We start from the raw sequence: 13,023 nt of genomic DNA on the forward strand, positions 1-13,023 counted from the left end.
AATTTGGATTTATACAATGATAACGAATATTTTTGAGGAAACTTGCTCCTCTATTTATACACATCTGTTAATGAATATTATGCGTGTCAAAATTGATACCAAAGAGAAATTCACGGTGATTCATCCCGAAGAAACGGGGCTGACTGGCAGCCTGACTGCCAATTTAGCCGAGACCTGCAAAGGTATCTTGACACAGCCTGTAAGAAACGTGGTTTTGAATCTGGATGCCGTGTTGAGAATTGATGAAGATGCAGCGAGAGCACTAGCTGAATTGCAACATGGTTTTTACGAACAAAATGCCTCCTTTGTTGTTTGCGGCCTTCGGCCCGAAGTGGAAACAGTTTTTGAAGCAACCGAGTTACTGGAGTTCATGAACGTAACACCTACTGAAAGCGAAGCCTGGGATATTGTGCAGATGGAAGAAATTGAACGCGAATTACTGGACAGTGATGATATGGAATTTGATAAGCAGGCTGAATGAATCTGAACGAAGATTACTATCGCTTATTACAGGTACATCCTGCAGCCACGCAACAGGAGATCAGAAAAGCATATAGAAAATTAGCCCATCAGTATCATCCTGATAAAGCTGCTGCCAGTACGGCGCCGGAAGCTTTTGCAGTTTTGCAAAAAGCATACGCTACACTAAGCAATATCAATAGCAGAAAAAATTATGACCTCATCTATTTCAGCAAACGCATCAATCAAGCGGCAGCCGCAGATGTTACAGACCCACGTCAATTGCTTCAGCTGATTATCAATCTCCGTAACCGAATTCAATCACAGGATGCAAGTATGATCAACAGTGGTGCGGTACATGCCGAGTTGATGTTGATTTTATCTGAGCAACACTTGCAAATAGCCAATAATTCCAACGCTTATTTTAGGCAACAATTCCTCAGCGAAGTACAAGCTTGCTTAAGGCCTCTTGCTTACGCACAATCATCAGACATCACACAACACCTGCTTACTTTTTGCATACATGAAACTAAAGGGCAAATTACCGCCATGCAGCGTGAACTCCTATGGGCAATGCGCTTACGGAAATATCAGTTGCTGATTGCCATTCTGATTACAACTGCGCTCTGTATTGGGATGTATTATTTGAACCAATAAAAAAGTCCCGGCTCATATATGGCCGGGACTTTTCAGTAAATCTATTTTCTTAGAAGCCTGAATATGCAGTAAGTGTTCTGGCATTTGCGCCAGAAGTAGTAGCATATGCTCCTCTGAATAATACAGTTACATAACGCTGTCTTCTAGCTATAAGGCCGTTCAGCTGCGTTAAGTTGGTGGTTGTACCTGTTGGTCTTACAAATAAAGTATCTGTAACACCGCCGGTTGGTACTGATTCATATGTAATGAATGGAGTTACACCAGTTGTAGCAATATTGGTAAACAGGTTTGCCTTACGCTTAGAAGAATAGATATCAACATTAGCAGTAGGACTCGCAATCAGGTTTACAAAACGGATTCTTGCATTTGTATCGGTTACAGGAACGTAATCATCTTTTACAACCATGTGTGTCACTGTTGGTGCAATACCATAAGTGAAAACACTGTAATAACCACCCGCGATAAAGTTCTGCGTAAAGTTTACCGCTGTTTGGGTAGTAGTAGGCAAAGTGTCTCTGATGGTAATAGCCCTTGAACCCGCATCAACTGCAAATTGCAATTCAGTTGATGGGAAAAAACCGCCATAGGCAAGTGCCGCACCAGTTACCGCTTTATTATCTACATACACATAATTACGAGATGTGCCGGGAGCTGCATTGATTACCCGGACGAATGCTTTTCCTGAAAGGTCTCTTTGGTCGGTCGTGATAGACTGAAACTGCTTTTCGCAGGCTGTCAGCACAGTGCCGCCAATCAGGAGTGATAGAATTATTTTTTTCATGCTCAGTTCAGTTTTGAATTGTCAATTATTTAATCGAGAACCAACACTCTTTCAAGTGGTAATCATTCTTATCAGCACCAATACGCTTGATTTCGTTCAGGTTCCAAACATACTCAGCGTTAAAGCGAGGACGATATCTGTAGACAACTGATTTACCAGCATTGTCTTCAAACAGATCTGTACCTGTAGGCACTGCAAAACCTCTGAACACCTGCTCCCCTGTTTGAGGATCAAGGTCTGTGTAATGGTATCTTCTCATATCAACCCATGTTTCCAAAGCGCCAAAGCCATACTGCGCAATATACTTTTGCAGCATAATCTTGGTTCTGGTTAAGCCAGCAGCATTAGGCATAACGCTTGGCTGAGCCAGATAAGCATCTCTAACTGCAGTAGTGATTTCCTTACCTGCAGGAATGGCTCTGTTATACACTGTTGTAAGCATATCAAAATTCAATTCAATACCTTTTCTATATGCAGCCAAGGCTGTATTTCTATCACCTTTAATCAGTGCCGCTTCAGCTTTCATGAATTGCACTTCACTGGCAGTAATAACAGGCATGGGGCCATCATTTCTAAAAATGTATCTACAATTGGCATCATTTGCGGGAGCAGCGTTATTGATAGCTGTTGTTTGCGCAACACCCCAGAAACTTTCGGGTCTGTCGTTTGCAGCAAGCGCAGATTGTCCGCGATTTCTGTCAACACCTCTGATGGTTCCGTTGGCGTTACCGCGAAGCATATACCATGCTCTTGGATCTTCAACACCGGAGAACTCAGGATTGGTTCCATTCATCAGATTTGCTATATATGAACTTTGACGAATGGCAGTAGGTGCTGTAACACCTGCTCCAGCAAGGTTACCTCTAAGCGGACCAAAGAAATTGGCAGTACCACTAATTCCACTATTTGCAAACCTAACCATACCATTTTCATCATTTGTCTGCATAGCCAAATCGCAATACTTGATCACAGAATCCGGCTTGTAGTCGTTCTTATTAGTAAGGTGATTATAGCTTCTTGCTAAGATGGCATAAACAAACTTCTTCCATTTGTTTACATCGCCATTGTAGAAATAAGCATCGCCTTTTGCCAGATTAGCCTGGCTTACACCATCACCTGTTCTGTTCAGAAGATCCAAAGCTTCAAAACAAAGCTTTCTTACACCATCATACACTACAGGCTGTTCATCGAACTGGAAGGTAATTTGGTTGGTATTGAAAGCTTCTTTAAAGATAACATCACCGTAATAATCGGTTAATTGTAACCAGCTATGTGCGAGGATTGCTTTACCGGCACCGGCATAATCCCATTTCTTCTCATCTTCTGCCCACTCAATCATTTTGATACAGTTCTGACCGATATCATAATAATGTGAACGCCAAGTGGATTGTGCCACATCGGCTGCACTCAAAATATGTCCAAAACGATCGAAGGGACTCAGTGTGTTCACAAAATGCCAGTAACCTACGTACTGACCTACATAACGGGCATCATTAATGGGGCCATGACCGGCATGGTTACATGCCATGGCACCAATCAGGTTAGGCATCAATGATTCTACCGGCACACGCACGTCTGCGTTGGGGTTACGATATGCTTCATCAATCAATTTTTTACAAGATGTTGCGGATAACACAACAGCTGAAAGCAAGATGACTGATTTAATAAGATGTTTTTTCATATTATGCTGTTTGTATTATTTAAATGTTGCTCTGAAACCTATGTTAATACTAACTGGCGTTGGAATATTACCGTAATCAAAACCGGCAGCACCCACACCTCTTGTACCTGCAGTGTTACCATTTACAGCTGGATCAGCACCAGTATAGTTGGTAATCAAAATCAGGTCGTTAGCAGTAATAAATGCAGAGAGTGATTTAATCCAGCTCAGTTCACGCAGTTCACGTGGACTAAATGTATAGCTGAGTGTGATATCACGCAGTCTTGCCCAGTTGATGTCTTTCTCAATGAAAGCTTCTTCCGGCATACGTGCAGTGTAATAACCCTGGTTGTAATAAGGAATAACAACAATTGAGTTCTTGGTTGGATTCGCTGTATTCTGCAGACCGTCGTTCAAAACACCATCCACAATACGTGGAACCATACGATCATTCTGATTCTGGCTTCTACCAATCAGGTGCAGGAAGCGGCTGGTACCATTATAGATATCACCACCCATGCGGAAATCCCACAAGAAATTCAAACGCCAGTTTTTATAGCTAAGGTTATTTACCCAACCCAAAGTAAATGTTGGGTTTCTGTCGCCTCTCACGACGAAGTTGGTTGTTGGATCAACTACAGGTAAGCCACTCAATGGGTCAATCAGAATCTGACCTGCATTGTTTCTTGTATAACCAATAGCAGTGATACTGGTTGTTGGTCCACCTACTACCAGACCACCACGTGCGTTACCGTAGAGCCATGTATCAGAGATATAGAATTCAGGTACATTGCTTGGCAAGCCTGTTACCTTATTCCACATTCTATTAAAATTAAAGCGAGTATTCCAACGGAATTTCTTCGTTTGAACAGGCGTTGCATCGATAGCTACTTCCACACCTTCGTTCTGTGTAGAACCAACGTTCAGTGTATTCAGTACGAAACCTGTACCATAACTGGCACGGAAGTTCTCAACGATCTGCTTGGTGTTTTTGGTATTATAATATGTTACATCCAAATTGATCTTGTTATTCAGGAACTTCATTTCAGTACCCAGTTCATAAGTACTTTGTCTTTCAGGCTCCAGCTTTTCGTTTGCATTGGTAAAGCCGTAAGCAAAACCACCGCCGCTTACTGTTGCAATATTGAATACAGACTGGTTGGCATAAGGCGCACTTGACCTTGCCGTGTTAGCCAAAGAACCACGGAGTTTCCAATAGTTCATCACATTACCACTCTTCAGGAAAGGAAGCAGATCTGTCATGATGAAACTCAAACTACCTGCTGGATAATTATAGTTTCTGAAGTCTTCAGGGAAGATAGATGAAGTCTCAAATCTGTGCGTATAAGTCAGGAAGATCATGTTCTTATAGTTCACAGAGAATTCACCGAAATAAGCCAGCTGTCTGTTGATAGAATAGTTAGGCAAACCCTTACGCGCATTGTTCAAACGTACACGAGTATTCTCGCGAGTATTTGAACTATCCTTGCTCGTAGAATCTTTCAGGTTGGTACCAACAACCGCATAGTGCTGTGTTTCCAGATTCTGCCACATGTTACCGATCATCACACGACCATTGAAATCGCCCAGCTTTTTGGTTGCAGTTGCAGTGATGGTATGGTTATAGCCGTAATAGTTTCTGTAATAGTTATCCAATTGTCCACCCTGACCAGATGTTACCAGACTAGATGTTGGATGGCGGAATGTGAAACCGGTTTGTCTGTAGGTATCGTAACCAAATCTACCAGAAACGAGTAACCATGGAAACAAGTTTACGTTAATACCCAGTGTAGATACCCAACGTTCCAGGTTATCACGGCTTCTGTTGAAGTTCACGTTAAAGAATGGGTTATCTGCTTCATTGTTGGGGTTGCTACCAAACAGTAAGCTTTTGTTACCACTTGCGTCAATGTAATCAGAAACATCATCTGTTGGAGGCCACTGCAATAAATTCAACAAATAACCACCAGCACCACGCAAAGGCTTATCGTTCTCAGAGTTGGTATAAGCAATAGATGGCGTAATTTCTATTTTCTTACCAATCTTGGTGGTGTTAGACAAACGGAAATTATATCTTCTCAATCTGTTATTGGGCACCACAGAAGTTTGATCGAAATACGTTCCGGAAAAACGGAAGCTGTAATTCTTTTTACCGAAATCAAGACCTACGTTATGTGTCTGTGCCAAACCCATTTGGAAGAAACGGTCAAGGTTGTCATACATTTTTGTTCCTTCTGGGTAGGCAGGACCGAAATAGCTGAAACTATTTTCAGGTACACCGTTGGTACCGCTGGAAAACATATTGGAGTACTTAGGGAAACGATTCAAGCTTGTGAAACGGAAGCTATTGTCATAAGCAACATTCAGTTTGCCAGTTGCTTTCGCTTTTTTAGTTGTGATAACAATGGCACCAGAGCTTGCCTGAGAACCATACAGGGCTGTAGCTTCAGGGCCTTTCAGCACAGTGATAGACTCGATATCGTTCGGGTTTAAATCCGCAATACGGTTGGTATAGTCATTGTCTCTGTTAGGTCTGTCAGAAGCCAAACCAGTAGAAGCACCACCACCACTTTCGTTTACAGTCTGGTTATCCAGAATAATACCATCTACTACAAACAAAGGAGAGTTATCCAATGCCATTGAGTTGAAACCCCTCAGAACGATTTGTGAAGAAGCACCTGCTACACCACTGGTAGGTGTGATGGTAGCACCCGCAATTCTTCCCTGAAGGCTGTTCAAAAAGTTTTCACGCTGTGTTTCCTGAACCTCACCACCAGACAATTTTTGAGTAGAATAACCCAATTCTCTTGGCTTTCTTTTTTGGTCCATCGCTACAACTACCACATCATCCAGTTCGGATGCTTCACTCTTCAATTTTACGTTGTAGTTGGCACCATCACGAACTGTTACACGCTGTGCTTCATATCCAACATAGGATACCTGCAGCACCTGTCCGTTACTGGCTTTAATGGTGAAATTACCTTTGGCGTCTGTCTTCACTGCAGTTGTCTTACCTGCAACGCGTACAGTTACACCCTCTAATGCTTCACCTTTTTCAAGGTCGCGCACGGAACCCGTTACAATCACTTCCTGCGCATTGGCTTGTAGTGCAAACAAGAATAGTAAGGGCACTATCCTCATTAAGCTCGCTAGTTTTCTCATAAATGGGGTTTTGGTTCTAGTCTAAAACAATGGTTAATAGATGGACAATTTTTTCCGACAAAACCATGCATGCTTAGCCGATTTTTTTACGCACAAAACAGCAAATCATGTCTGGTTGGTTTTTATGGGGATTGAATTTTACCAATAATCTGTTAAAAAACAGTTACATAGATACAAAAAATCGCATAAACCCGAATGGCTTTTTTACAAAAAACAACTGGTTGTGTATAAACGGTGTCACTATAAAATAGCAATCCCAGCAGTTCTGTAAGCAGCCAATTGGGGGTCTGACGGTGCCAGTTCTGTAATCAGCATATCAATCTGATCCGGGGTGCAAACCTGCAAGCGTTGTACACTATTCAATTTTTCAGCAATTGAAACCGAAACCGTCTTCTGGGCACAAGCCATCATGGCTCGTTTAACTTCAACCACTTCCCAGTCTGAGTCAGTAATTCCAGACACTGCATGAATGGAATTCGTACCCATGATACATAAATCGGCCTTCATTTGATTCAACTTGGCCACTACCTCAGCCCCCACACTCATCTGGGCTGCTTTATTCAAGCGATTACCTAAGAAAATCACTTCGCAATTCTGATGCTCCAACAGCTCTAAGGCAATGGGGATGCTGACTGTGACAAAAATGGCGTTCAACTCCGGCGGCAGCATTTTAATCAATTCCCGGATGGTGGTACCACCGGTTAAGACCACCAGCATACCGTCCTTTATCAGGCTCAATGCTTTCTGGGCAATCTCCCGCTTCTCCCGCAAAGCGTATATATTACTGTTCTCAATGGTAAAGTGGAATGATTTGGACAGCGCTCCGCCGTGAACCTTGATTAGCTTATCTTCCTCAGCGAGCTCCTGAAGATCACGACGAACCGTATCCTCAGATACATTCAATTGCACACACAGATCAGATGACAATACCTTGTTATGGATATTGATCTGCTGCATGATGAATGCATGGCGTTCTTTTTTCAGCATATGGCAATTTTCGATGCCTAAAGTAGCAATTTCCTCCGGATTCTGCGTTTTTTTGCAGGTATATGTTCAGAACAGCTGGTCCGTGCCATCCGGCCGCAAAAAAGAGCATTATTCTATCCGTAAACTCAACTAATGAAACCCGACCGAATTGGTTATCCTTGCAGTGAATTATGATTTCTCCCCAGACCATACAACAGATTACCAGCAGAATAGACATCATCGATATTGTTGGTGAGTTTGTAAAACTGAAGAAAAGAGGTACCAACTACCTGGGCCTATGTCCTTTTCACAATGAAAAGACACCTTCCTTCACCGTGTCTCCAGCAAAAGAGATCTACAAATGTTTCGGCTGTGGCAAGAGCGGAAACTCCATCAGCTTTCTGATGGAACACGAGAAATACAGTTATGTGGAAGCCCTTCGCTGGCTGGCCAATCGCTATAATATTGAAATTGAAGAAACAGAGCGCTCACCTGAGCAAATTGCAATTGCTCAGACTACAGACAGCCTCTATGCGATCAATCATTTTGCACAACGCTTTTTCTCTGAACAACTACATAGCGAAGAAGGCAGGGCCAATGCACTGAGCTATTTGCAGGAACGTGGTTTTACTGATGCAACGATTGAAAAATTCCAGTTAGGTTATAACCCACAAAACAGAAACGCATTTGCCTTAACAGCTTTGCAGCAACAATTCAACAAAGATGTTTTGTTGAAATCTGGGTTAGTGGTAAATCGAAACGATGATCTCGCTGATAACTATCGTGGTCGAATCATCTTCCCCGTACACAACAATACAGGCAAAGTCATTGGCTTTGGTGCACGCGTGATCGGTAAGGCCGATAAAGCACCCAAGTATATCAATACGCCGGAAAACGAACTGTACATCAAGAGCCGCATTTTGTACGGACTCTACCAAGCACGCATGCAGATGGACAAGGCAGATGAGTGCTTGCTTGTTGAAGGTTATACTGATGTGATCAGCTTACATCAGGCCGGTATTGAGAACGTAGTAGCCAGTGGCGGTACTTCACTTACAACAGATCAACTTCGGCTTGTTAAGAAGTATACCAATAATCTCACCATTATTTATGATGGTGATAGCGCCGGGGTGAAAGCTGCACTGCGCGGATTGGATATGGCCTTGGAAGAAGGCCTGAATGTACGCTTGGTACTGATTCCGGATAATGAAGATCCAGACAGCTATGTGAACAAAGTAGGCATGAAAGCCTTCAATGAGTTTGTAGCAGCTAATAAAAAGGACTTCATTCTTTTCCAATTAGAAGTGATGCTGCGCGAAGCGGGTAATGATGTTACGCGTAAAAGTCAGGTAGTGAATCAGATTGCTGAAACACTCAGTAAAATCAGTAAGGCAGAAGACTTTACACGCCAACAAGACTATATTAAACAATGTGCTTCTCTCTTACGCATTGATGAAACTGGTCTCACCAATCTGGTGAATAAATACAAGCGCGACAAGATCAGTCGTGAAGAAAAAAAATTACCCTTCGACGAAGCAGAAACCATTCGCCAGAACAGTCAGCAACCGGAAGATGTACTGGACCAGGACATAGCAGATCTCTTCAATAAAGACAATGCCATTGAGCGCAATGTTTTGCGTGTATTACTGGAATATGGCTTGCGCACCAATCAAGCCGGAAGACCATTAGCAGAATATGTTTTTGAAGAGCTCGAGCAATTTCATTTTGATGTGCCGGATTTTGAACAACTCTATCAACAATACAAAAGCCAATACGAACAAGGCCTAGAGCCTTCGGCTAAAACCTGGCTATATCATCCTGATGAGCAAGTAAGACAACTGGTGGTGAATATTACCATGACGCCACATGAACTCAGCCAGAAATGGGATGAAGTAATGGAAGGAATGAATATTGTGAACAGAGATGTGAGCGAACAGGATGTACACCTGAGTGTGCATTATTTCAAACTACGCAAACTGAAAAAGATGCTGGAAGAAAACCAGCGCGATATGGAGTCTGCCTCCGGCGATGCATTGATGAGCCTCATCATGATTCACAAACAACTCAAAGAATTTGAACAACAGATCACCGCACAACTGGGCACCGTGATCCTGAAATAAAAAATGCTGTCATTACTGACAGCATTTTCTTTATTAGATAATCGCTTATTTTTCTGAAGGATTGCGCTTACCTGCGAGTAATTTTTCCAAAGCAGCTTCTACTCTACGCTTTCTCGTTTCTTCTTTCTTTGCACCCTCAATCCAGGAAACATATTCTTTCTGGTTGGTGAATGACAGAGAAGTAAAAAACTCTTTTGCCTCTTTGTGCTTCATGAACATGTTCTCCAGTTCTGTTGGTGGAACTACGAGACGCTTATCGAAATCAATACCATTGATATCGGCAGGCTTACTATCGCCGAATGAACGGGTTCTGTTTGGTATCTTATCTACTTTCTTAAAACGCATAGCGCTCCATACATGATCCAAAGCTACCTGACGTACACTCTCATAATTATTGTTGCACAAAATATCCCAGCTGCAGTCACGGTTCAGATCGCTCACAATCTTGCTGGTTGATTTTGGATAAGCCACCCAAAGTTTGCTGTCCTCATGCAAGGCCGGCAACACTTCTTTCAATACAGAATTCAGCTGATTTTGATTAATGGCGAATACCAACGCAAAATCTACTTTCTTAGATTTCAGTAAGGGCGTTACATTCTTTGCGTAGGATAACTTGACAAACTGCTTTTCGATGGAGGAAGGAAGTCCCTGAATCAACAGGTTTTTCTCATCTTTTAGTTGCAATTTTTCTAACAAACTCTGTTGCGATGTTGTCGTCATGCCTGTGAGAAATTTTGGAGGTTGTTGTCTAAAAGGGTCTGCAAAGGTAAGGCTTTTCAACGGTTTTGCATGTTTTTCCGGCTTTTTCAAGATGCACCACAAACATCGAAAAAACGCAATCGACTGCTTTACAGTGGCTTATAGTATTTCTCCATAGTCTCCGGCATAATTTTCTGGAGTTCTGCGATACGTCTTTCCTCTACTGGATGGGTACTGAGTATTTCCGGCGGCTTTTGTCCGCCCCCTGCAGCGCCCATTCTTTTCCAAAGATCAATGGCAGAGCGGGGATCATAGCCGGCTAAAGCCGCGTAGCGCAATCCAAACCTATCTGCTTCCAGTTCATGCTTACGGCTAAAGGGCAATATGCCACCTACCTGCGATGCCACACCATAGGACTGCAGAATAATTTGCTGGGTCTCAGCGGGTTTATTGGCTACTGCCAGACTCAATCCCAAACCCAGGCCCTGTTGCAGCATACCCTGACTTACCCGCTCTTGCCCATGATGCGCCAGCGCATGCGCAATTTCATGCCCCATCACCACAGCCAAAGCATCCTCATTTTGGGTTACAGGCAATAAACCGGTGTATACCACAATCTTACCACCGGGCATACACCAAGCATTCATTTCCTTATTGTCTACCAGGTTCACTTCCCAGGCATAGCCTTTTAACTCACTGGTCAAACCCTGACTGCTATAGTATTCATTAATGGCTTTGATGATGCGGCTACCAACACGCTTCACCATTTCTGCCTGCTTACCAGTATTGATTACTTTACTCGTAGATAAGAATTGCTGATAAGCTGTCAGAGACTGTGCCTGTATTTCGGACTCGGGTACAAAACTCAATTGAGAACGGCCTGTAATGGCATTACGCTGACAGGCAAAGAGGATAACTGACCCAAGGGCCAGACATACTAGATAACGCATACAATAAAGTTGTCTGCAAAGATACTACTGCTTACGACGCTGTTTGCGGCGATCGCGGTGTTTAAAGAGGGGCACTTTACTTTCAGTACCCCTAATAATCCGTCCGATGTTCTTTTGGTGGGTCAGTACTACCATCAGTGCTACCAAGATGGCGAAGATGCGGTAGAGCGTTTCTTTCTCGTTGAAAATAAAGAGAATGAATACCATAAAAGAAACACCCGCAAGTATAGAACTAAGGGATACGAATCGGGTAAGGTATAAAACGATGATGAACACACCGATACAGCTAACCGCTACAATCGGCTGGATGGCCAGAGCCATGCCTAACAAAGTGGCTACACCTTTCCCACCCTTGAAATCTGCCCAGATGGGGAAAATATGTCCGATCACAGCAGCAAGTCCAAGCCCAATCATGAAATTGGTACGCTGCAATTCATCCGTCATGTAAAATGCATCCAGAATATAGAGGGAAGTGGCGATAACACCTTTCAGCACATCAATCAGCATCACAATGGTGCCCCATTTCTGACCCAACACCCGGAATGTATTGGTGGCGCCAGCGTTGCCGCTGCCATAATCCCGGATATCAATCCCGAAGTATTTTTTACTTACCCAAACGGCTGTAGGAATTGAGCCAATGAGGTAAGCCAAAACAATGAGTAAAAATTCTACCATGGGGGCTGAAGTTTGGTAAACAAATATACAGCCCCTCACTTAATAATTTCTTAACATAGGACACGGTGGAAAAATTTAACGACACAGTATGGATATCCAGTTGTTCCGTACCCGCACCCCCTCAGTCTGGAGGCCATGCTGGGCGAAAAGTTCCCGCATAGGCTGCTCATCATACACCAGCAAGCCGCTAAAAAGGATTTGGCCACCCGGCGCCAAAGCATCCACCAGAAAATGGATATTGGCTTCAATGATGTGGCGGTTTACATTGGCCAGTATTATATCAAACTTTTTATTTTGATAACCTGTCTCAACTTTTTCTATATCAATATTTTGACAATTATTTTTTTGAATATTCTCCAAGGAGTTTTCAATACACCAATCATCATTATCCACCGCTAGAACCTGCTTTGCTCCCAGCTTTTCTGCCATGATGGCCAGCACACCGGTACCCGTTCCGAAGTCGTACGCAGACTTTCCTGCCATATTCAACCCCTCCATCCAGTCCAACATCATCCAAGTGGTGGCATGGTGGCCCGTACCAAAGCTCATCTTGGGTGTAATTAAGATTTCATGATGTACTCCCGCTATCGGAGCATGAAAATCAGCCCGAATACCTACAAAATCGCGTACCTGCACAGGATCAAAGTTGGATTCCCAAACCGCATTCCAATTTTGTTCTTTAATATTTGACAATGAATGATTTAATTGATACTTATCAACAATTAAGTTTAATTCATTTTCATTCAATCCACCAGCTTCAGCATAGGCTTTCAGTCCACCATTGTCCAGCTCCTCAAAACCATTACAGCCGGCCAGCGATAAGTCCGCCATCACCAGCTCCAGTTGGTCAACGGGGATATTTTCCAGTACAATTTCTATGTAATCCATACTCCA

General features: G+C 43.0%; 11 protein-coding genes. 3 read left to right on the forward strand and 8 right to left on the reverse strand.

The window, feature by feature from the left end:
* The first annotated feature begins 16 nt into the window (after positions 1 to 16).
* Positions 17 to 481: an STAS domain-containing protein gene (locus J0L83_05090; GenBank protein ID MBN8663924.1), complete on the forward strand. Its 465-nt coding sequence runs from the start codon at positions 17 to 19 to the stop codon at positions 479 to 481.
* A complete protein-coding gene (locus tag J0L83_05095) occupies positions 478 to 1,116 on the forward strand; it encodes a DnaJ domain-containing protein (protein ID MBN8663925.1) in 639 nt (212 codons plus the stop codon). The genes J0L83_05090 and J0L83_05095 overlap by 4 nt, the downstream gene beginning before the upstream one ends.
* A gap of 49 nt (positions 1,117 to 1,165) precedes the next feature.
* On the opposite strand, the gene J0L83_05100 is transcribed toward J0L83_05095, so the two are convergent.
* The 4 genes from J0L83_05100 to J0L83_05115 form a co-directional block, all read right to left on the reverse strand.
* Complete coding sequence (locus J0L83_05100; GenBank protein ID MBN8663926.1) at positions 1,166 to 1,897, reverse strand: DUF4397 domain-containing protein; 732 nt, start codon at positions 1,895 to 1,897, stop codon at positions 1,166 to 1,168.
* A 25-nt stretch (positions 1,898 to 1,922) separates the two neighbouring features.
* The gene (locus J0L83_05105; GenBank protein MBN8663927.1) at positions 1,923 to 3,578 is read right to left on the reverse strand and encodes a SusD/RagB family nutrient-binding outer membrane lipoprotein; all 1,656 of its coding nucleotides are present in this window, start codon (positions 3,576 to 3,578) and stop codon (positions 1,923 to 1,925) included.
* Positions 3,579 to 3,593: 15 nt separating this feature from the next.
* On the reverse strand, positions 3,594 to 6,719 hold the full coding sequence (locus J0L83_05110; GenBank protein MBN8663928.1) for a SusC/RagA family TonB-linked outer membrane protein: 3,126 nt from the start codon (positions 6,717 to 6,719) through the stop codon (positions 3,594 to 3,596).
* A 240-nt stretch (positions 6,720 to 6,959) separates the two neighbouring features.
* Positions 6,960 to 7,706 carry a DeoR/GlpR transcriptional regulator gene (locus J0L83_05115; protein ID MBN8663929.1) on the reverse strand — a complete coding sequence of 249 codons (747 nt, stop codon included), beginning with the start codon at positions 7,704 to 7,706 and terminating at the stop codon, positions 6,960 to 6,962.
* A gap of 170 nt (positions 7,707 to 7,876) precedes the next feature.
* Here J0L83_05115 and dnaG point away from each other — a divergent pair, with 170 nt between their 5' ends.
* Entirely contained in the window at positions 7,877 to 9,805 is a 1,929-nt protein-coding gene (gene dnaG, locus J0L83_05120; protein ID MBN8663930.1) for a DNA primase, read from the forward strand.
* Between the two features lie 45 nt (positions 9,806 to 9,850).
* On the opposite strand, the gene J0L83_05125 is transcribed toward dnaG, so the two are convergent.
* From J0L83_05125 to prmA, 4 genes are all read right to left on the reverse strand, one after another.
* Entirely contained in the window at positions 9,851 to 10,525 is a 675-nt protein-coding gene (locus tag J0L83_05125) for a YdeI/OmpD-associated family protein (GenBank protein MBN8663931.1), read from the reverse strand.
* 128 nt (positions 10,526 to 10,653) lie between these two features.
* Complete coding sequence (locus J0L83_05130; GenBank protein ID MBN8663932.1) at positions 10,654 to 11,454, reverse strand: M48 family metallopeptidase; 801 nt, start codon at positions 11,452 to 11,454, stop codon at positions 10,654 to 10,656.
* 24 nt (positions 11,455 to 11,478) lie between these two features.
* Positions 11,479 to 12,129 carry a glycerol-3-phosphate 1-O-acyltransferase PlsY gene (gene plsY, locus J0L83_05135; protein ID MBN8663933.1) on the reverse strand — a complete coding sequence of 217 codons (651 nt, stop codon included), beginning with the start codon at positions 12,127 to 12,129 and terminating at the stop codon, positions 11,479 to 11,481.
* Between the two features lie 75 nt (positions 12,130 to 12,204).
* Positions 12,205 to 13,017, reverse strand: coding sequence for a 50S ribosomal protein L11 methyltransferase (gene prmA, locus J0L83_05140; GenBank protein ID MBN8663934.1), 813 nt, complete (start codon positions 13,015 to 13,017; stop codon positions 12,205 to 12,207).
* Positions 13,018 to 13,023: the final 6 nt, after the last annotated feature.

Source organism: Chitinophagales bacterium (assembly GCA_017303835.1).
Classification (GTDB): Bacteria; Bacteroidota; Bacteroidia; order Chitinophagales; family Chitinophagaceae; genus JAFLBI01.